This is a genomic window from bacterium (assembly GCA_040755755.1).
Classification (GTDB): domain Bacteria; phylum SZUA-182; class SZUA-182; order DTGQ01; family DTGQ01; genus DTGQ01.
Window position 1 is genome coordinate 88,107 of record JBFLZW010000022.1, and the last position, 18,971, is coordinate 107,077.

21 protein-coding genes are annotated in these 18,971 nt (G+C 51.3%); 4 read left to right on the top strand and 17 right to left on the bottom strand.

Annotated features, from left to right (window positions below; genetic code table 11):
* Nucleotides 1-148: 148 nt before the first annotated feature.
* Together AB1611_07775 and AB1611_07780 are read left to right on the top strand one after the other, a co-directional pair.
* Nucleotides 149-625: an Hsp20/alpha crystallin family protein gene (locus tag AB1611_07775; GenBank protein ID MEW6379492.1), complete on the top strand. Its 477-nt coding sequence runs from the start codon at nt 149-151 to the stop codon at nt 623-625.
* 298 nt (nt 626-923) lie between these two features.
* Nucleotides 924-2,348, top strand: coding sequence for a hypothetical protein (locus AB1611_07780; protein ID MEW6379493.1), 1,425 nt, complete (start codon nt 924-926; stop codon nt 2,346-2,348).
* Nucleotides 2,349-2,360: 12 nt separating this feature from the next.
* On the opposite strand, the gene AB1611_07785 is transcribed toward AB1611_07780, so the two are convergent.
* The 4 genes from AB1611_07785 to AB1611_07800 form a co-directional block, all read right to left on the bottom strand.
* Nucleotides 2,361-3,152, bottom strand: a complete 792-nt coding sequence (locus AB1611_07785; protein MEW6379494.1) for a 4Fe-4S binding protein — start codon at nt 3,150-3,152, stop codon at nt 2,361-2,363.
* Between the two features lie 94 nt (nt 3,153-3,246).
* Nucleotides 3,247-3,969: an HD domain-containing protein gene (locus AB1611_07790; protein MEW6379495.1), complete on the bottom strand. Its 723-nt coding sequence runs from the start codon at nt 3,967-3,969 to the stop codon at nt 3,247-3,249.
* 18 nt (nt 3,970-3,987) lie between these two features.
* The gene (gene hcp, locus AB1611_07795; protein ID MEW6379496.1) at nt 3,988-5,640 is read right to left on the bottom strand and encodes a hydroxylamine reductase; all 1,653 of its coding nucleotides are present in this window, start codon (nt 5,638-5,640) and stop codon (nt 3,988-3,990) included.
* A gap of 84 nt (nt 5,641-5,724) precedes the next feature.
* Nucleotides 5,725-6,066 (bottom strand): cupin domain-containing protein, encoded by a 342-nt coding sequence (locus tag AB1611_07800; GenBank protein ID MEW6379497.1) that lies wholly within the window; start codon nt 6,064-6,066, stop codon nt 5,725-5,727.
* Between the two features lie 218 nt (nt 6,067-6,284).
* Between AB1611_07800 and AB1611_07805 the strand changes: the two genes are divergently transcribed.
* Nucleotides 6,285-6,482, top strand: a complete 198-nt coding sequence (locus AB1611_07805; GenBank protein MEW6379498.1) for a hypothetical protein — start codon at nt 6,285-6,287, stop codon at nt 6,480-6,482.
* Nucleotides 6,469-7,329: a CPBP family intramembrane glutamic endopeptidase gene (locus AB1611_07810; protein MEW6379499.1), complete on the top strand. Its 861-nt coding sequence runs from the start codon at nt 6,469-6,471 to the stop codon at nt 7,327-7,329. Before AB1611_07805 ends, AB1611_07810 begins: the two co-directional genes overlap by 14 nt.
* Nucleotides 7,330-7,366: 37 nt before the next feature.
* On the opposite strand, the gene AB1611_07815 is transcribed toward AB1611_07810, so the two are convergent.
* The 13 genes from AB1611_07815 to AB1611_07875 all read right to left on the bottom strand — a co-directional run bounded on the left by AB1611_07815 (nt 7,367) and on the right by AB1611_07875 (nt 18,895).
* Nucleotides 7,367-7,882, bottom strand: a complete 516-nt coding sequence (locus AB1611_07815) for a hypothetical protein (GenBank protein ID MEW6379500.1) — start codon at nt 7,880-7,882, stop codon at nt 7,367-7,369.
* Between the two features lie 206 nt (nt 7,883-8,088).
* Nucleotides 8,089-8,850: an imidazole glycerol phosphate synthase subunit HisF gene (gene hisF / locus AB1611_07820; GenBank protein ID MEW6379501.1), complete on the bottom strand. Its 762-nt coding sequence runs from the start codon at nt 8,848-8,850 to the stop codon at nt 8,089-8,091.
* 8 nt (nt 8,851-8,858) lie between these two features.
* Nucleotides 8,859-9,617: a 1-(5-phosphoribosyl)-5-[(5-phosphoribosylamino)methylideneamino]imidazole-4-carboxamide isomerase gene (gene hisA / locus AB1611_07825; protein ID MEW6379502.1), complete on the bottom strand. Its 759-nt coding sequence runs from the start codon at nt 9,615-9,617 to the stop codon at nt 8,859-8,861.
* Nucleotides 9,618-9,688: 71 nt separating this feature from the next.
* Nucleotides 9,689-10,288 (bottom strand): imidazole glycerol phosphate synthase subunit HisH, encoded by a 600-nt coding sequence (gene hisH, locus AB1611_07830; GenBank protein MEW6379503.1) that lies wholly within the window; start codon nt 10,286-10,288, stop codon nt 9,689-9,691.
* A 45-nt stretch (nt 10,289-10,333) separates the two neighbouring features.
* On the bottom strand, nt 10,334-10,918 hold the full coding sequence (hisB, locus tag AB1611_07835; protein MEW6379504.1) for an imidazoleglycerol-phosphate dehydratase HisB: 585 nt from the start codon (nt 10,916-10,918) through the stop codon (nt 10,334-10,336).
* Between the two features lie 63 nt (nt 10,919-10,981).
* Nucleotides 10,982-12,070 (bottom strand): histidinol-phosphate transaminase, encoded by a 1,089-nt coding sequence (hisC, locus tag AB1611_07840; GenBank protein ID MEW6379505.1) that lies wholly within the window; start codon nt 12,068-12,070, stop codon nt 10,982-10,984.
* Between the two features lie 261 nt (nt 12,071-12,331).
* The gene (locus AB1611_07845; protein ID MEW6379506.1) at nt 12,332-12,733 is read right to left on the bottom strand and encodes a response regulator; all 402 of its coding nucleotides are present in this window, start codon (nt 12,731-12,733) and stop codon (nt 12,332-12,334) included.
* Nucleotides 12,734-13,020: 287 nt separating this feature from the next.
* Nucleotides 13,021-13,389: a GerW family sporulation protein gene (locus AB1611_07850; protein ID MEW6379507.1), complete on the bottom strand. Its 369-nt coding sequence runs from the start codon at nt 13,387-13,389 to the stop codon at nt 13,021-13,023.
* On the bottom strand, nt 13,370-13,957 hold the full coding sequence (locus AB1611_07855) for a hypothetical protein (protein MEW6379508.1): 588 nt from the start codon (nt 13,955-13,957) through the stop codon (nt 13,370-13,372). Before AB1611_07855 ends, AB1611_07850 begins: the two co-directional genes overlap by 20 nt.
* Nucleotides 13,958-14,107: 150 nt before the next feature.
* The gene (locus AB1611_07860; GenBank protein MEW6379509.1) at nt 14,108-16,933 is read right to left on the bottom strand and encodes a tetratricopeptide repeat protein; all 2,826 of its coding nucleotides are present in this window, start codon (nt 16,931-16,933) and stop codon (nt 14,108-14,110) included.
* 88 nt (nt 16,934-17,021) lie between these two features.
* On the bottom strand, nt 17,022-17,933 hold the full coding sequence (locus AB1611_07865; protein MEW6379510.1) for a response regulator: 912 nt from the start codon (nt 17,931-17,933) through the stop codon (nt 17,022-17,024).
* Between the two features lie 28 nt (nt 17,934-17,961).
* Nucleotides 17,962-18,366 carry a molybdenum cofactor biosynthesis protein MoaE gene (locus AB1611_07870; protein ID MEW6379511.1) on the bottom strand — a complete coding sequence of 135 codons (405 nt, stop codon included), beginning with the start codon at nt 18,364-18,366 and terminating at the stop codon, nt 17,962-17,964.
* 19 nt (nt 18,367-18,385) lie between these two features.
* Entirely contained in the window at nt 18,386-18,895 is a 510-nt protein-coding gene (locus tag AB1611_07875; GenBank protein ID MEW6379512.1) for a hypothetical protein, read from the bottom strand.
* Nucleotides 18,896-18,971: the final 76 nt, after the last annotated feature.

The window sequence follows — 18,971 nt, forward strand, 5'->3', positions numbered from 1 at the left end:
TTCCTCCATTTTCTGCTTTCTCCATGCAGGCAAAAGCTGCAAAGAGAACGATATCATAGATATGATTACCATCATGTTTATCGTAATAAGGTAGTAAAACGATAACAAAATAACTGCATAAAAAGCATACTAGTTAAGGAGAACAGCAATGGCACCTGAATTAGCCAGACGGCGTGGCAGGGAAATGATGGCTCGACCGATGTCCTCGCTCTTTCCTTCAATACGTGAGCAGATGGACAGGATAAGCAGAATGTTTGATGAGCTTTTCGGGATGGAGGAGATGGGTCCAATGGCCATGTGGAGTCCTCCGCTCGATATATCTGAAACCAATGATAAGGTCATAGTCACGGCAGACCTGCCGGGGATCAAACCCGATAACCTGGAAATTTCCGTATCGGAAAACATGCTCACCATGCGGGGAGAGAAAGAGGAGGAAAGAGAAGAGGAAGGAAAATACTCTTTCTGCCGTGAACGCAGATACGGATCGTTCAGCCGGAGTATAGAGCTTCCTACTGATGTGAACAGTGACAAGGTTAATGCTACATATCGTAACGGAGTGCTGAAAATTGAAATGCAGAAATTACCCGAACGGGCACGCAAAAAAATAGCCGTAAGATCCGAATAGCGGCAAAAACACCCTCTCTTGACCGCAGAGAAACTTCCATTGCATGTATGCAGCGTGTCAGAATTGGCTTTCCCAAGCGGTCTCAAGATTCCCTCTCACCCTATCCTTCTCCTCTCCAGGAGAAAGGGTGGGTGAGGGGGATATCTTAAAAAAACTTACTGCTGATTATAATAAATCATCGACATGGTTAAATAAATGAGCATAAACCTTCAGGGTTATTTAAATATTGTACGAGAAGAGATAGAAAAAGCGTTATTTTTTTATATGTGTGTTTTAATTTTTTATAAGGAGACGATACATGGTAAAAGCTGCAATAAGGCTTATTCTATCCAGCCTTTTGGTTTTGTGCCTCCTGCCGGCCAGCGCCGGTGCTGAATCCTGGGAACAGGTTGTCACCAGGGGATTTGGAGATCCAAGTAATGATTATGCCTGGAGTATGGCCACGTTTAAAGGAAAGCTCTATGTCGGAACGCTGAATTTCATGAAGGGAGCGGAAATCTGGTTCAGCAGTACCGGTGATCCGGACAACTGGCACAGGGTTTATAATTCCCCTTCCTCCATTCTGGGCAATATCGGGGTGCGCAATCTCTATGTTGACGACAATCAGGCCATGTATGCCTGCATGGTGAATGCCGGTGGAGCCGAAATTCTGAGGACGACGAACGGGCGCAGGTGGAACAGGGTCGGAAGGCTGAGTAATCGGGGCAATGCTGCTCTGCGCTGCATGGTCCGGTTTGGCGATTATCTCTATGCGGGTGCGGGCAGCGATAAAGCCCAGATGTATCGAAGCAGTAACGGATTCAACTGGCAGCCGGTCATGACCAACCCGGACCTGGCCTCCACGCAGGTCCATGGTCTTCAGTCAGGCAAAAAGGTCAACAATAATACCATGATTGGAGAATTGGCAGTTTTCAATAAGTATCTCTACGCCTTTACCTGGACCAGGGAGGTCAGATACCAGGATATCGTCGAGCACATGCTCGGACTGGAGGTGAAAAGAGAAAGATCCGAAGGGCGCAAGAATTGCTCTCCCGGTGCCTTTGAGGTCTGGCGCAGTAACGATGGAATTAACTGGGAGAAAGTAATAGGCCAGGGTGATATCTACGGCAACGGCATGGGCTTAAGCCTTCGGGATCCTGATGCTGGCCTGGATAATGACGTGGTTACTTCAGCCATTGTTTTTCAGGACCGGCTCTATCTGGGAACCCTGAATGCCCATGCCGATACCGCCATCTGGAGAACATCCGATGGAACCGAATGGACCAAGGTTCTGGATTTTGAAGACCTGGGCGAGACGGCTAATTATTATATCTGGCGTATGATCGTTTTTCAGAACAGGCTCTTTATCGGCACCATGAATGTCGGGCCGGTCAAGAGAAACCCTGGAGTGACCGGCGCTCAAATCTGGGTTTCCGAATCCGGTGATCCGGGCACATTTTATAACCTTGTCCATAACGGCTTTGATGGACAGACCTGGTCCGATGGTGCAAACATAGAGATACCGAAAAACATCGGCATCCGCACCTTCGGTATCTTTCGCAATACTCTCTATGCAGGAACAGCCACGATCATCAGCACTCCGGTACCCAGGAGCCAGTCAAATGGGGATACCCAACTTGCCGGCCTCGACATCGGGTGTGAAATCTGGCGGATGGTTTCTGAACCCGATCCTGCGGCCAACCCTTCACCTTCGGTCAACGTCCATCTCGACCCTCCTTTGTAGAAATGGAGGGCTTTAGTCCGCCGAAGCTTTTCGGTCGAGAATTTCTCCCCGGCTGCTCACCCTTATTCTCTCAACCGGGATAGTAACACCTGCGGCAGCCAGACCCCTTTCAACAATTATGGACAGTCCGCTGCAGCAGGGAACTTCCATCATCAGGATGGTGATCCGCTTGATTTTGGCGGTTTGAAAGATGGCGGTAAATTTCCTGATATACTCTTCAGCCTGGTCGAATTTGGGACATCCCATCAGAACAGCTCTGCCGGATAAAAAGTCACGATGGAGATCGGGATAGGCAACGGCTGCACAGTCAGCAGTTACCAGAAGATCCGCTTCCTTGAGAAAGGGAGCGCTCGGCGGCACCAGCCTGATCTGAACAGGCCAGTGGGAAAGGCCTGAAGCGGTATCTGCACACTGGCAGGCCGGATGACTGTCCCCGGGGCCGGATCCTGACTGCCCGAAGCTCTCAAGATGGGTAGAAGGGCACCCGCAGGCCAGAGACGCCTCCTGCCGGGGCTGTCGGGTTTCTCCGGCTTTCACCTGATGGGCCTCCCGGCTCTCCTGGTGGTTCAGATACTCCTGGACAGATGCCGCGTCGAAGTCATCGGCCATTCGTTCGGTGATCTTCAGTGCTCCAGTGGGACACTCTCCAAGACAGGCCCCCAGTCCGTCACAGTACTTTTCAGCTACCAGCCGGGCCTTGCCGTCAATAATCTGAATGGCTCCTTCCGCGCACGAAGGCACGCACTGGCCGCAGCCGTTACAAAGCTCGTCGTTGATTTCAATAATTTTTCGTTTTACTTTCATGGCTTGTTCTCTCCCTGGTGCAGGTAAACCTCACCCGCCATACAATCTGGAATTGCTGGATACAGCGACGATCTCTCCGAGCGAAAGATATCTCTCAAAGGAGTATGCTCCTGGCCAACTCACGGCCGCTCTCGGTCAGAAATGCCCGGTCGATGATGGCTGATATCTTCTCTTTGCCCCTGGCAGTCTCTCCGGTCTCTTCCTCCTCCAGGTTGGTGATGAGATCGGCATCGTATACGGCCTTGAAATTCGCCGTCTCTTCAGCCCTGGGGTGATGGTGGTGGCCGACAATGTCGGCTACCTCATCGATCAGTTCCTGACTGGCCCCACAGCCGGCCAGGATGTTCCTGGCGATTGGCGGCCCTTCCTCCTCCTGATAGCGGGCATCGGTACTGTTATACTTGCGCTCGGCCTCTTTGATGCCGATATCGTGCAGATAGGCGGCTGAAAGAACCACAGCCATATCCGCGCCAGTCTGCCGGGCGATTCGCTCAGCGTACCGGGCCACTTTGGTCGCATGACCGATCCGCCTGAAGTCCTTTTGAAAATAGCTCTTCATGGCCACAGCCACGCGGGATTTGAGGAGGTCATCCTTGTGAGTGACCCTGTCCGGATCTCCCAGACACTCCCTGGCAAACCGGCAATAGGCCGCACACCCGAAATCCATCCGGGGGTTGAGCATCTCATGTCCGCAGTGCTTGCAGCGCCTTTTGGATTCGTCTTTGAAAAACTCTATGGCCTGCCCGCACCCCGGACATTTGACTTCAAATATGGCATCGGGCTTCCAGAAGCGGGTATCCTGACCCGGACATCTCATTGCAGTGTCCTCCCTTTGCTATCCCAGAATGGCCCGCAGGTCTTCATCGGGTGTGGTGATCGGCTTGATATTGAAATTGCTGACCAGAACATCGAGTACCGCTGGACTGACGAAAGCCGGAAGGCTTGGTCCCAGCCGAATGTCCCTGATGCCGAGAGAAAACAGGGTAAGCAGGATGGCTACAGCCTTCTGCTCATACCAGGAGAGGACCAGGGAAAGCGGCAGGTCATTGACTCCGCAGTTAAATGCCTGAGCCAGTGCCAGAGCGATCTGGATGGCCGAGTAGGCATCGTTGCACTGACCAATGTCCAGGAGCCTCGGAATATTGCCGATCCGGCCAAGATCCTTATCGAAAAAGCGGAACTTGCCGCAGGCCAGCGTCAGGACCAGGCAGTCACGAGGTATCTTTTCGACCAGCTCGGTGTAGTAGCTGCGGCCAGGTTTTGCTCCATCGCAGCCTCCGACCAGGAAGATGTGGCGAAGGGCCTTGCTCTTGACCGCCCCGATCACCTGGTCAGCTACCGACAGGACAGCGTTGCGGGCAAAACCCGCCATGACCGGGCGGCTGTCCGTGCTGTCCCCGGCAAAGCCGGGCAGGCTGAGGGCTTTTTCGATCACAGGGGCAAAATTGCGGCCGGCAATATGGGTTACTCCGGGCCAGCCCACTTCACCGCAGGTGAAGATATTGGCCTGATACGACTCTTTCGGTTTTTGCAGGCAGTTGGTGGTCATCAGGATTGCTCCGGGGAACTGAGGGAACTCTTTAGTCTGGTTTTGCCAGGCTGTCCCGTAATGGCCATAAAAGTGGGAGTATTTTTTCAACCCCGGATAGCCGTGAGCAGGCAGCATCTCGCCGTGAGTGTAAACCGTGATGCCCTTGCCCTCGCTTTGCTTCAATATCTCTTCGAGGTCCCTGAGGTCATGGCCTGAGACCAGGATGGCTTTTCCCTTTCTGGCCCCAAGCGGAACGACGGTCGGCACCGGATGACCGTAGGTGCCGGTATTGCCTGCATCGAGCAGTTCCATGACCCGCAGATTGATCTGGCCGCACTGGAGAACGAGCCCGACCCAGTCATTCAGGGATAGATCCCGCTTCAGGGTAGCGGCCAGGCCTTTATGGATAAAAGCATAGACCGTATCATCCTCCTGACCCAGATCATGAGCATGCGTGGCATAGGCAGCCACCCCTTTCAGGCCGAGAATCAGGGTCTGCTGGAGAGAGAGAATATCCGGCGGAATGGTTGGGTCAGACTTGATCCCCACAGCCTCCCCCTGTCTGATCAGGCCCGGCAGGCTAAACTCAGGGCTGAAAACGGCTGCCCCTTCGCTCTGAATGACAGGCTTGTCGCCGCCTGCCGCCGCCAGACTGCTTTTTAACTCCTCTCTCAACTCGACGCAGCGGTGTATGAATTCGACGAACCTTTGCGGATCGAAATTGACATTGGTCAGGGTAGCAAAAAGAGCCCTGGCAGTAAAGATATTTACCTGAGACATCAGGTCCTGCGGACCGCGCCTGCCCGATTCCCGGCTGGCTGCGGCAAAAATCGAAAGCCCCTTCAGGGCATACAGGAGAAGATCCTGGAGCGCTGCCACATCCGGCTGTTTGCCGCAAACACCCGTTACCGTGCATCCTTCTCCTCTGGCTGTCTGTTCGCATTGATAACAAAACATGATTATCTCCTTTTTTGTGAGTGGTCAGTGGCCAGTGGCCAGTGGTCAGTGGTCAGTGAAAAAGCTGAAAATTGAATCAGCGGGTTACAGTATCTGAGTCGCCTTGGTTGGTCGCGGTGTTTTGACCACCAGAAACCGGAATACCGCCTGGCTGTCATTGATCAGCCGGTGCGCAATATTGGCCGGGCTTTCAATGAGGGTATCCGCCGATACTCTGGCCTGTTCCTCGCCGATCTCGACCAGGCCGCTGCCTTCAAGAATATAGAAGAATACATCCACGGGGGTAAGGTGCCTTTTAAGCTCCTCACCGGGCAGGAGTCTGATGTGCATGACCTGGGCATGCTCGGTATCGAGCAGCCTGCGAATATCCACTCCGTGGGGAGTCTTTGCCACCGGAGCCTGATCCGGCCTGATGCTCTTGATCATAATAGCCTCCTTTTTTTGGATAACGGTTAATGGGTCCTCGAATACCAGCAGATGTTAAGTTTTTCAGCCTGTATGCCGATTATGCCACAAGTATTGATGATATCACTGACTTAAGTCAAGGATTGAATTTTTTTGCTGGTTGCAAAAATATTGGCAAAGTTTTACACTATTCATTGAAAAAGTCTCTCTACCGGACACTTTTGAGGTAACAACCGCGAATGAACGCGAATGAACGCGAACTGAACAAAGAGGACTCGATAATGAAGGCAAATCAAAAGAATTTATTAGCGTCTATTCGTGTGCATTCGCGGTTGATTACAGGAATTGAAAAAAAAGTGTCCGGTAGCGAAGAAAAAGTAACCACCTTCGTGGCAGGTGGATGTTGGACAGGGAGATTTACCAATGGTCACCATTGATCGAAAGGGCATCTTTTCATTTTTATCCATCACCTTCGGCCTCACCTATATGATCGAAGGGGGGCTCATCCTGGCGGGTTTTCGGATCACCGATCCTCCGTCTGCCTGGGCAGGATATAGTATTGCCGCCCTCATGTGGGTGCCGACTCTGGCTACAATTCTCACCGTCAGATACATTACACATGAGGAATTTTCGTGGGATTATCTGAAACCTGGCAGCTCGGGGAAACCGTACTGGATTTGTGCTCTGGTCATTCCCCCCTGCTTTGGGCTGGTCTATGGCCTGACCTGGCTCCTCGGCCTGGGCCGGCCTGATTTCACCCTGCAAAGGCTGCACAACCTTACTCAGTCCGGCGGAACTCTGTTTTCATCCATGCCCGGCATCCTGGAGATGTTCGTGATCACGGCGGTTTTTGCTCCCTTAGTCAACAGCCTGCTGGCTTTCGGCGAGGAATGCGGATGGCGCGGCTATCTTTTACCTAGGCTGCTGCCTCTTGGCAAGTTCAAAGCATACCTTGTGCTCGGTATAATCTGGGGGCTGTGGCATGCTCCTCTTATCTGGATGGGATTCGATTATCCGGGTTATCCGGTTCAGGGCATCATTACCTTTGTCGGAGTAACCATTGCCGTCGGGATTTTCGTCAACGAATTGACCGTTCACTACCGCAGCGTTATCCTGGCCAGTTGGATCCATGGTGTTTTCAATAGTCAGATTTATGGCTTCTGGCGAGTCCTCTTTCCGACGGTGAATCCTGTGCTGGGCGGTTTTACCGGACTGGTGGGCATTGTAATCTGGCTAATCCTCGGCCTGACGACTATTCGGATTATGGGGAGCAAACAGCCTTAAATTTTCATATTCAGGTTAAACCAGAGCACCCTGATCGCTAGATAACCGGGGCTAATCCGGCAGCCAGTCCGGGAGCGATTGCCGTTGTCGTGCCAATGAGAGGTGAAATGGGGAAAACGGCTGTCAGGGCTGCTGTTTGAGTTTGAATATACGGGCTTGTCGGGATGGTCAGAAGTGATGGCAGAATAAATGTGTAAGATGAGGTTGCGGTTGTAGTGGCATTTAACGACGTTGTAACTGCTGGCACCGCTGTGACCTGAATGGTTGACAGCGTGGGAACGGAAAAGATGGTGATGGTTGCTGCGGCAAACCTTCGCACAGGGCTGGGAACACTTATTTGAGGCATCAGAAGAAGGGGTACAGGAGGCTGCACGGCAGCTACACCGGCAGGGGGAGCCAGGGGAGGCATGATCGCCGGATAAAGGGCAGGATATCCAAATGCGAAATTTTGTATTCCCCAGTAACCGGGAAAGGGGATCATCTGAGAAGTGGCAGGCTTACAAGTGAATAAGATGCTGATCAGGATGACCAAGGATAGGAAATACTTCCTCATTGTTGCTTCCTCCCAAATATTTGTTGAGCTGAAAAGCGGGTTATAAATATGATGGATATGATGTTATGTTTTTCAGGAATTTGATAGTACGTTCGGAAGGGGGAACCCGATAACGTGCAGAATCAGGAAGAGAGCTTATATTACTCCATACATTATCATACACACAAAATGGAAATAAAATCAACAGAAATTTCACAAACCAGCGATTACATCCGGACTGGAATGCCCCGCTCTTTCAGGTATGCCTTGGCCTGATGGATAGTATAGGTGCGGTAGTGAAAGATGGATGCTGCCAGGACGGCGTCCGCTTTGCCTTCGACAAATGCCTGGTAAAGGTGCTCAAGCGTGCCTGCTCCGCCGGAAGCGATAACCGGAATCCGCACTCCTTCGGACACGGTTCGAACCAGGCCAAGGTCATAGCCATTGAGCTGGCCGTCCTGATCCATGCTGGTCAGGAGAATTTCACCGGCTCCGAGGGATTCAACTTCCCTGGCCCAGGTCAGAGCATCAAGCCCCCGTGCTGTTCTGCCGCCATGCGTGTATACTTCCCAGGATGCGGGACCGTTCTTCTTGGCATCAATAGCCACCACAATACACTGGCTGCCGAAGTACTCGGCTGCTTCGCGGACGAGCTGCGGGTTCTCGACAGCCGAGGTATTGATGGAAATCTTATCCGCTCCGGCTTTCAGCAGCCGCTCGATGTCCTTGAGACTGCGGATTCCTCCGCCAATGGTCAGCGGCATGAATACCATTTCGGAAGTTCTCCGGGCAACCTCAAGAATGGTATCCCGCTTCTCATGTGAGGCGGTAATATCCAGAAAGACGACCTCGTCGGCTTCCTCCATCTCGTAGGTTTTGGCTACATCAGCCGGATCCCCCGCATCCCGCAGGTTGACAAAACTGACTCCCTTGACCACCCGGCCATCCTTAATATCCAGACAGGGAATAATTCTTTTTGCTAACATAATTGATCCACCTACTTCCCCTGAGCGTACCTGATATCTGCCGAATTGTTCTGATACAACCGGACTGCCTCCTGCAAATCAATGCTGCCGGTATAGATTGCCTTGCCGATAATGGCCCCCTCAAGACCCAGGGGTTCCAGCTCAGCCAGATTGTGCAGGTCATCCATGCTGGATATGCCGCCTGAAGCGATGAGCGGAATATCGATATGTTCAATCATGTTTCTGATGGCTTCAATATTGGGACCCTGCAAGGTCCCATCCGTTCGGATATCGGTAAAAATGATATTCCTGACCCCCCAGTCCTCTATCTGACGGCAGAATTCCAAAGCCTGCGCCTCGGTCGTATTCTTCCATCCGTGAATGGCTATCATGCCATCTCTGGTGTCGATACCCACCGAGATTCGTCCGGGAAATTCCCGGCACAGGGTCTTGACCTGCATGGGTTCGAAAAAAGCAATCGTTCCGAGGATAACCCGGTCGATACCCGATTCCAGCAGCTTTCTGGCCATGGCTGAAGTCCTGATACCACCGCCAAGCTCGACGGGAATGTCCAGGTCCTGAACAATCTGCATAACGGTAGAAAGGTTCTGGGGACTTCCGGAAAACGCTCCATCCAGATCCACGATGTGGATCAGCTCAGCGCCCTGATTTTGCCAGGTCCTGGCAATTTCCAGAGGAGAGGAGGAAAAGACCGTTTTTTCCTCTTCCTTCCCCTGGTATAAACGAACACATTCCCCTTTAATAAGGTCAATTGCTGGTATAATAAGCATAGCTCCCCCCACGGCGTTTATTCATTTACGGGTAAATATCCAATATTGGAACACTGCTCAAGCAATCCCTGTTAAAGCTCGGCAAAGACCTTCAGTATTTTTAACCCGCTTGATTGACTTTTTTCCGGGTGAAACTGAGTGGCAAACAGGGCATCCTGACTGATGGCCGAGGTAAAATGAATTCCGTATTCTGTTGTTGCGGCAACGCAATCCGGGTTTTCCGGCTCTCCATAATATGAATGGACGAAGTAAAAATACTCTCCCTGCGCGGAATTCCGGAAAAGGGGAGTTTGTTTCTTAATGTCAAGAGAATTCCAGCCCATATGAGGAACTTTCAGATCGACTGCAAACCGTTTTACCCTGCCGGGTATGATGGCAAGTCCCCGGGTCGTGCCAAACTCCTCGCTTTCGGTAAAAAGCAACTGCATTCCCAGACAGATCCCCATGACCGGTTTCCCTGCTTCGACAGCCTTATAAATCGGAGTAATCAGATCGTAGCGGTCAAGATTCTTCATCCCATCCCGAAAGGCTCCGACTCCGGGAAGAATCAGCTTATGGGCCGATTGGATCTTTGCCCGATTTCGGGTAATTATCGCCTCATGACCGACCTGCTCGAATCCTTTTTGAATACTTCGCAGATTTCCCATGTCAAAATCAAGGATGGCAATCATTTTTGAAAACCTCTTCCTTTCAGGCAGATATCATCATCTGCCTGACTAGAGCTTCCCTTTGGTGGACAGAATTCCTTCCCTCGTGGGATCGATTCGGGTGGCCTGGCTCAATGCTCTGCCAAAGGCCTTGAATATGGCTTCGGCAATATGGTGGTTGTTGCTCCCGTAAAAAAGATTGATGTGGAGAGTTATCATGCTGTTGCCGACAAAGGCCCGGAAAAATTCCTTTATCAGGTCCACATTGAAATCCCCGATCATGCCGTGTATATCGACATTATAGACCAGATGGGAGCGGGAGCAGATGTCCAGGGCCACCGTAGCCAGGGCTTCATCCATAGGCAGGGTGGCTGCCCCATAGCGCCGGATCCGGTTTTTATCTGTAAGTATCTGACGAAAAGCTGTGCCGAAAGTTATGCCGATATCTTCCACCAGGTGATGGTAGTCGACATCGATATCCCCGCTGGCCTGAAGCTTTACATTGAACAAACTATGCTTGCACATCGCGGAAAGCATATGGTCCATAAAGGGAACAGAGGTCGATATCTCATATACTCCCTGTCCATCAAGCTCAATTTCCAGAGAGATATCAGTCTCTGTGGTTTTCCGCTCAATTTTTGTATTTCGACCCATAATATTTTAACCTTATATTATCATTAAGTGATGAAACCATCTGTCAAAACCGCCAGCCTCTGATCAACGAGGATGAGAGAGAATCTGCGTCAGTGCGTCCAGAAAACGAATACATTCTTCCCTGGTACCGACCGTTACCCGAAAATGATCCTTCAGCCTTCCCTCACAGCCAAAACCTTTCACCAGGATCCCCGCAGCCAGCAGATGCTCGAATACCCCGGAGACGTTCGAATCCACCTTGAACAGAATGAAATTGGCGCTCGATGGATAAACCCGCAGGCCCTGGATCTGCCTCATCTGCTCATACAGCCAGTCCCGGTTCTGCTTGATCTGGTTGATGCCGGGGGTGATGCTCTCCCTTTGAGACAGGGCAATTCTGGCTATGGTTTCGGACAGGATATTGATGTTATAGGGAAGCTTTACCCGCTGAATATGCTGGATGATGGCTGTATCAGCCAGCAGGAATCCCATCCGGATTCCGGCCAGACCGATCTTGGAGAGGGTGCGCAGGATAATCAGGTTGGGATGCTCAGGCAGAAGGTCGAGAAAATTCCCCTCGGCAAAATCTGCATAGGCTTCATCGAGACAGACAATTCCCGGAAAATTCTCAAGGATTTCCCCGATGACCGATCGGCCAAAGCAATTCCCGGTGGGATTATTGGGCACAGCCAGAAAGATGATATTGCCGGGCTGTGCCGGCTCATACATCTGACCCCGCCAGGCATCCGACAGAGCCAGATCAAAATCTTCGGTCAGGGGAATCTCTTCCACCTGTTCGCCCAAAGATCTGGCAATGATCCGGTACATGGCAAATGAAGGGCTGGGAACGAAAATCGTTTTCCCCGGCCCGCCGAAGGCAATGATAATTGCCTGAATCAATTCATCGGACCCATTTCCCGGCAGTATCCTGTCCGCAGCCCACCCCCACTCCTGCGCCGCCATGTGCCGCAATTCCCGATAGCCCGGATCAGGGTACCGATTCAAACGGGCATGGCCGAGACTCTGAAGGACTTGCGTCAGCAGGTCAGCAGGGATGTCATACGGACTCTCATTAGCGTCCAGTTTGACGGCTTCCGGAAAAACAGAAATCTCGTAGGCTGGAGCCTGGCGGGGATCAACCCGCAGAAACTTTTGAATGTCAATCGATTTCATGCAATCTTTCCATCTACATCCGGTAAGGAGGGCTTAAACGTAAAACAGATAATTGTATGATCAATGGCAGGAGATTGTCAAGGATTTTTGACATGATTACATGATTAAGAATTGTGAAACCGTAAAGCAATCCGACAACTTGACTGGACATCCGATGGAGGGGTCCACCTGCTCTGCATCCCCCCATTCCCCTCCATCAGCGGCCAGTAAAGAGAGTGGTCAGTGGTCAGTAAAAAATCGAAAGTGACCGCAAATCACCGGTTAATTTCTCTGGAATACGCCAGAGGCGAAGTATCTGTTTTGGCCGAGAACCTTGGCCACCATGATTTTCAGCATTTCAATATTCAGCGGTTTGGTAATGTAGTCAAAAGCCCCGTTGTGCATGGCCTTGAGATAAGTTTCCAATTCACCAAAGCCGGTCATGATGATGAATTGGATATCCGGGTGGAGGCTCTTTACTTCACGTAACAGATCCAACCCTCCCATACAGGGCATGTTAATGTCAGTAATGATCAAATCCGGTGTAATCTCCCGGACAATCTGCAAGGCTTCGCTTCCATTTTCGGCCACCATCACCTCATAGCCTTCATCGGCCAGGATATCCTGCATAATGCTGCACATATTGGCTTCATCATCAACGATCAAGATTCGCTTGGTATCCATGACATTATGCCCCTTTACATTAAGAATGAAACAACAGGTAACTGGTGGATGTATCGTTTTTCGGTTTCCTCGTTTACTGAAAGCAAATTGGATGCCAGGATCTGTATCGGCAGAAAGAGGCTAATTTTAGCCAATAAGTGTTTGAAATAGAGTATTAATACCATTTTGACCCGGCAGGCAGGGTCAGGTGAAATTTCGCACAACAGTGACCAAATGTTTATCAGGGTCCTCCGGCTGAACAGGCGAATTCCATAAGGTCTTGAAATTGCAGGGGAATAATCAGAGAATCAATCTCCTTTCTCTTTGGCGGGAGGAGCTTGCTTGTCTATCCATTTATTGAGTAAGTCCGGTATCTGTTCAGAAAGTGTATCAAGCGGGCCTTTCTTTCCCAGACCCAGCAGGGAAACCCGGTCTTTTTGAACTACCAGAAAGGCCACGGGCTCTACTTTCAGGCCGCCGCCTCCGCCGCTTCCTCTTTCTTCAGATTTTTTGTTATTCATGCCTGCACCGGCCCCGACTCCCAGAGAAAGCTTGCTGATGGGCACTATGGTTATTTCCCCTATATGCAGTTCCTTGCCGATCACACTATCCGTAGCTCCATATTTTTGAAACTCCCGCAGTAAAACAGAAATCGTCTCAATAACCTGATCTTCCATTTTTCCTCCAACCTTTCCTCGATGAAACCGGACGGGCAAGGAGAAACTTGAGTCCTACCCAGATCACCGCCCACAGATGGATCGTAAACCAGCCAACCAGCCAGTTTTCTTCAAGGTAATTCACCCGTATCCTGACTCCCCGGAAGTTTGTATGCAGAAAAATCACCGACAGCACTGCGTTGGCCATATAATCCGGAGTGCACAGGTTTATGTCCATATCCCAGCTTGACAGGCGCCAAAGAGTGTGCCACGAATCCTTAAGCCCGGCAAGCACCCCGGAATACGCCTCCCGATCCTGTTTCAGCACCACCCCAAGCTGCTTCAGCCTGTTTCGGTTCCAGGTGACAGGCCACCTGATTTCCCTGGTCCAGGAGCAGCCAAAAAGAGAGAACCGCAAGAACTTTGGGGTTTGAAGATAATCATAATTAATTCGGAATATCCCAGCCAGAATGAGGGCATATTCCTGCTCGATAGTATTGATCCTCAAAGAAATGGGTGCCAGCAGCACCAGAGTGCAGACCGCAAGGATACCAGCAGCAAGGATAAGGGTAAGGGAAAACAGCATCACTGGCTGACATCCTCCTGATCAATTGTGAAGACAGAGATCGCCCCCCATTCTTCAAGGGCAATATCGTGAACATTATACTACTAACCCCAAACGCCCCTCACCCCAGCCCTCTCCCCGAAGGGGCGAGGGAGCAAACCGCTGCCCCCTATCTCAATGCCTGCTCTTAACCTGTTGCAGCAGCTCATTCGCCCTGGGATACCGGGGATTGATTTTGAGCACCTTGAGCAGTTCGCTTTCACCTCTGGCCATCATTCCCTGCTGAAGGAAGATAATGGCCAGGTTGAAGTGCAGATCAGCACTCTCCGGTCTGATCTCGACCGCTTTTTGCCAGTATCGTTTGGCCTCTTCCGGCATCCCTTTTTGTATACAGGCTGAGCCGAGGTTCGAGAGTGCCTCGAAGTTTCCGGGCTCTGCTTCGAGCACCTTTTTCCACTCCGAAATGGCGGATTGGATATCCCCCTGCTGAAACCTGGCTGATCCAAGGTGAAGATGAGCGGATGCGGAATTAGGATCGATGCGCAGAATTTCCTTCCAGGCCGCGATCGCCTCATTCACCTTCCCCTGCTGAAAGCAGGCTGCACCCAGGTTATGGTAAGCCTCGAGGTTTTTCGGATTCAGGCTGATCGCCTTCTTCCAGTTGCTGAAAGCCTCGGCATTCTGCCCCTGCTGAAAGAACAGGTTGCCCAGTTTCGTATATGCCTGGTCACATCCAGGGTCGAGGCGGATTGCCGCTTCCCATTCTTTTCGGGCTTTTGGCCAATAATCCTGCAGCGCATATGCCTGTCCAAGCAGCAGGCGGGTTCCGGCCCGCTTCGGAGAAGTCTGAATTACCTGCTCGAACAGGATTCTGGCCTTCTCCGGCTGGCCCTTCTGAAGGTAAATGCGGCCAAGTCCCTCCCTGGCTTCAATCGAACCAGGCTCCAGGAGGAGGGCCCGCTGAAAATGCTTTTCAGCCAGGCTGTAGTGTTTGTGCTGAAGACAGGCATTTGCCAGGTTGATCAGTATTCCGGCATTCTGCGGATCAAGATCTCCGGCCAGAGTAAGCTCCCTGAGTGCCTGTGCCTGCTTTCCCTGCTGGCCATAGAGGACGCCCAGATTGTTGTGGGCATCGGCGTACTCCGGCCAGAGGGAGATGGCTTTTCGAAAATCCCCTTCCGCCCCGGCCGGATCACCCTCCCTGATCCGGATTTTCCCCCGCAGGTTATACCCTTCGGCAGAGGTCTGGTCAAGCCGGAGAAGGGTCCGGACAGTGTCCAGGGCTTTTTGGATTTTTCCCTGATCAGCATAATCTACAGCCAGATTATAGTAAGCCTCGGCATGGTTGGGGTGGAGCTCGATTTCCTGCCGGAACTCCCGGATAGCCTGATTCGGGTCATGTATTTCATGGTAGATGCTTCCCAGGTGGTTATGGATATCCAGGTGTGTCGGGTCAAGATCGAGGATTTTTCTTAAAGCATCTATGGCCGAAGAGTATTGGCGCAGCCTGCGGTAGAGGCAGGCCTGATAGAACAGGGCGGAAATATTCGCCGGATCGGACCCGACGATTGCAGTGAACTTCCCAAGGGCTTCCTGATACCTGCCCTGGGCAAGATCAGCCACTCCCTCGTCAATGCCTTTGAGCACTTCCACCTTATCCTTGGCATCCGGCAGGTTTGCCCACGCCCTCGGAGAGAGCGGGGCCTTCACCTGAAGATAGCCAAGGCTCTGAAGCTGCTCCCGTATCAGGCGGTTCCGCTGGGCAGGGGAAGAGGAAGAAGGGGAGGGGAGTCGCCCCAGACGACGGCTGCTTTCCAGGCTGGAGCGAAGCTCTGACGCCTTGGGATGCTGCTGCCGGTAGAGATTGACTTTCTCCCCCGGATCCTGGATCAGATAATACAGCTCAGGTTTTGGCGCTTCGATGTATTTCCATTGGGCTGTCCGCACGCCAAGCTCAGGGCTCCATCCATAGTGAAAAAGAGGAGAAAAGGTTTCACATCGAAGACATCGCTCATTATTCTGATCCTGAGATCTCCTGATGAGGGGCAGCATGCTCAGACCATCGATCTTTTTCGGGATATAGGCGGAGAGTCCGGCCAGGTCAAGGATAGTCGGCAGGACATCAATGGTTCGAACCAGGGATTTTACCTGCTTCGGATCGCCGTCAGGGGCATTTTTCGGGAGCTTGAGAATAAGAGGAACCCGGATCGTGGAATCGTAGAGAAAATTCCCATGTGTGCTCTCCTGATGCTCTCCCAGCCCTTCCCCATGATCAGCCGTGAGCACGATGAGTGTCTGGTCAAAGAGCCCCTGTTTTTTCAACTCCTGAAACAGGGTGCCGAGACAGTGGTCAACTGAGGCGATTTCCCCGTCATAGGGAGATTGGCTGTACCGGCCTTTGAACGGCTCCGGGGCTTCATAAGGTGCATGCGGATCGAAGTAGTGGAGCCAGAGGAAAAAGGGGAATCGCTTCCGGTTCTTGTGATCCCTGATCCGGGAAAGAGCAAGGCCGGTCACTTCGGCAGCCCGGCGCTCACTGAAATGGACAGCCATAGTCGTCTGCTGCTTTGGCAGGTGGTCATTGTAATCGTCAAATCCCTGGTCCAGGCCGAAGGTGGAATCAAGGACAAAGGAGCCGATAATCGCGCCGGTGGAAAACCCTCGCTCCTTCAGGATCTCCGCCAGGGTCAGCGTTTCCTTTTTCAGGGAGAATGAGCCGTTATCCAAAACCCCGTGCTGATGAGGATAGAGGCCGCTCAAGAGAGAAACATGTGAGGGAAGGGTAATCGGGACCGGGGTAAAGGCTTGCCAAAACAGCACGCCCTGTCTGGCCAGGGCATCGATGTTTGGAGTCTGAATGGCCCGATATCCATAGCAGCCAAGATGGTCTGCCCGAAGCGTATCAATGGTGATCAGAAGCACATTGCACGGCCGCTGCTTTTCTCCCTGAACCGGCCAGGCAGCAGGAAGGCAGGTGAGGAGCAGAAGGAGGAAAACCATGAAAGAAAGGAATGATTTTATCTTTAACATTCCACTGACCACTATTCACAGACCACTAACCACTGTCTTTACTGACCACTGACCACTCCTATCGCCTTGCACTGATTTTGCCAATAGGTTGAAGTGTAGAGGAAAGCTGTTCTTCGGCCTTTTGCAGGATGATGTTCCAATTATCCGGCAGCGGGAAATCGAGGGTATGAGGAAACAGATGAATGCACTGCACCTCTGATAGTTGAGTCAACACAGGAATACAGAACAGGGTAGAGAGATTCAGAGTATTGGTTTGACCATGCTCTTTTTCCACGATCCGGATAGCTGGAAAGTCCAGAGTCACGACATGCTGCCTTTGAATGCACTCCAGGGTCGGCGGAGTGAACCGCTCCAGGGGGAAATTTCCGGAAACTTCCGGTATGTTGGTTAGATACGGTGGAGGCGGAATCTCGTAGGCCCTGGTTACGGCCTTACTGCAATCTTCGATGGTGATCGAGTCCGGCTGCCTGAGCCCGATGAAGCCCCATTCCGATTTACAGTTCGGTGCCAGAAGAAAGGAGATGTGATGGCAGACCATAGTCAGGCATTGCCTGATATAGCCTGTCCCTTCTTTCCCTTCGAACAGAACATTGCCGACAGCCTGTATCAGGCAGGAGGGATGAAAAGGCTTGATGACATAGTCCTTTACCCCTGCCCGGAATGCCTCTTCAACCTTGGCGGTTGAGCTGTTCCCGGAGCAGACGATGACCGGAAGGTCTGGCCGGGTTTTCTTGATTGTCTCGAGAAAAAAGATGCCGCTATCGCCGCAGTGGGTCAGATCAGTGACCAGTAAATCGATGGGTTCTCTCCTGAGAAGTTCAAGAGCCCTATCCCCTGAGTCCACCGTAGAGAAAACAATCCCCTGGCCATATTTTTGGAACAGGGTTTCATAGAGAAGCAAAAGGTCCGGACAATCATCGACAAACAGTATTCTGGGCTTTGTGAGATCATGGCAATTTTTCTGGTCCATACTTTCTACCTGCTTTATTTCTCCCCTCTTAACCTATCTCCTTTAAGGTTATGATCTCTTCTTTTTTTATTTCATCGACAATCCAGTGAGCAGCAGAAAAAGCACTTACCCGGTCAGCAGCCGAGACAATGACCAGGAGAATATCATCTCCGGGCCTGGCATTACCCAGTCTATGGCTGATGTAGACCTGCTGAAGGTAATGGAACTTTTCGCCTGCACGCTCTCCGATTTTGTATAACTCCCGTGGAGCATCTCCCTCAAGCCGCTCTTTCAGGAGCACTGAAGACAGATTGGCCACCTTTTTGCCAGGCGATTTCACTTTTCCCCGATGGATGACGATACTTCCTGTCTGGTGAGTCTCCTTTTGCTCGAATCTTTGCAAAAGGCGAGATAAGTCAAAGTTTTCCTGGGATACTTCTGCCTGGATGATCATAAGTTTTTGCTGGATCCTTCTACGATTCTTTTTGTTTTTTCACGAGGAATTGAAGGATAGTTTGATTGAGCTGGGATATTTCCTGTCTAACCTGCCCGATTTCTTGCCTGACCTGCCCGATTTCAGAGTCAATCTTCTGACTTAATCCATCTATCCTCTGGTTTACTTGCCCGATTTCTTGCCTGACCTGTCCGATTTGAGTATCAATCTTCTGGTTTACCTGCCCGATTTCAGAGTCAATCTTATGGCTTACCTGCCCGATTTGAGAGTCAATCTTATGGCTTACCTGCCCGATTTGAGAGTCAATCTTATGGCTTATTTGCCCTATTTCAGAATCAATCTTTTGTCCAAGGGTATCGATCCGCTGGTTCAGGTACCGGAAATCCTCCTCTTGCTTTTGTTTTAATTCCGCGATGTCTGTCCTGATTTCGGCAGTTCTCTCCTCTACGGTCTCATAGATCACTTCCAGGGTAACTTTTCTGACTACCTTTTTGACCATCTCCTTTGATATTGGAATCTTGGGTATCATTTCTGGACCACCTCTCTCGACCGGACACTTTTAAGAAAAAGTCTTAACTGCCACTAATATCAGTTTAGGATCTAGT

What these genes read in the sequence shown, in the direction of transcription:
- AB1611_07845 (MEW6379506.1), bottom strand. Translation starts at nt 12,733, where the DNA reads ATGGATACCAAGCGAATCTTGATCGTTGATGATGAAGCCAATATGTGC.
- AB1611_07870 (MEW6379511.1), bottom strand. Translation starts at nt 18,366, where the DNA reads ATGATCATCCAGGCAGAAGTATCCCAGGAAAACTTTGACTTATCTCGC.
- AB1611_07860 (MEW6379509.1), bottom strand. Translation starts at nt 16,933, where the DNA reads ATGGTTTTCCTCCTTCTGCTCCTCACCTGCCTTCCTGCTGCCTGGCCG.
- AB1611_07790 (MEW6379495.1), bottom strand. Translation starts at nt 3,969, where the DNA reads ATGAGATGTCCGGGTCAGGATACCCGCTTCTGGAAGCCCGATGCCATA.
- AB1611_07805 (MEW6379498.1), top strand. Translation starts at nt 6,285, where the DNA reads ATGAACGCGAATGAACGCGAACTGAACAAAGAGGACTCGATAATGAAG.
- AB1611_07780 (MEW6379493.1), top strand. Translation starts at nt 924, where the DNA reads ATGGTAAAAGCTGCAATAAGGCTTATTCTATCCAGCCTTTTGGTTTTG.
- AB1611_07865 (MEW6379510.1), bottom strand. Translation starts at nt 17,933, where the DNA reads ATGGACCAGAAAAATTGCCATGATCTCACAAAGCCCAGAATACTGTTT.
- AB1611_07815 (MEW6379500.1), bottom strand. Translation starts at nt 7,882, where the DNA reads ATGAGGAAGTATTTCCTATCCTTGGTCATCCTGATCAGCATCTTATTC.
- AB1611_07810 (MEW6379499.1), top strand. Translation starts at nt 6,469, where the DNA reads ATGGTCACCATTGATCGAAAGGGCATCTTTTCATTTTTATCCATCACC.
- AB1611_07800 (MEW6379497.1), bottom strand. Translation starts at nt 6,066, where the DNA reads ATGATCAAGAGCATCAGGCCGGATCAGGCTCCGGTGGCAAAGACTCCC.
- hisA (MEW6379502.1), bottom strand. Translation starts at nt 9,617, where the DNA reads ATGCTTATTATACCAGCAATTGACCTTATTAAAGGGGAATGTGTTCGT.
- AB1611_07785 (MEW6379494.1), bottom strand. Translation starts at nt 3,152, where the DNA reads ATGAAAGTAAAACGAAAAATTATTGAAATCAACGACGAGCTTTGTAAC.
- hisC (MEW6379505.1), bottom strand. Translation starts at nt 12,070, where the DNA reads ATGAAATCGATTGACATTCAAAAGTTTCTGCGGGTTGATCCCCGCCAG.
- hisB (MEW6379504.1), bottom strand. Translation starts at nt 10,918, where the DNA reads ATGGGTCGAAATACAAAAATTGAGCGGAAAACCACAGAGACTGATATC.
- AB1611_07875 (MEW6379512.1), bottom strand. Translation starts at nt 18,895, where the DNA reads ATGATACCCAAGATTCCAATATCAAAGGAGATGGTCAAAAAGGTAGTC.
- AB1611_07775 (MEW6379492.1), top strand. Translation starts at nt 149, where the DNA reads ATGGCACCTGAATTAGCCAGACGGCGTGGCAGGGAAATGATGGCTCGA.
- hcp (MEW6379496.1), bottom strand. Translation starts at nt 5,640, where the DNA reads ATGTTTTGTTATCAATGCGAACAGACAGCCAGAGGAGAAGGATGCACG.
- hisH (MEW6379503.1), bottom strand. Translation starts at nt 10,288, where the DNA reads ATGATTGCCATCCTTGATTTTGACATGGGAAATCTGCGAAGTATTCAA.
- AB1611_07850 (MEW6379507.1), bottom strand. Translation starts at nt 13,389, where the DNA reads ATGGAAGATCAGGTTATTGAGACGATTTCTGTTTTACTGCGGGAGTTT.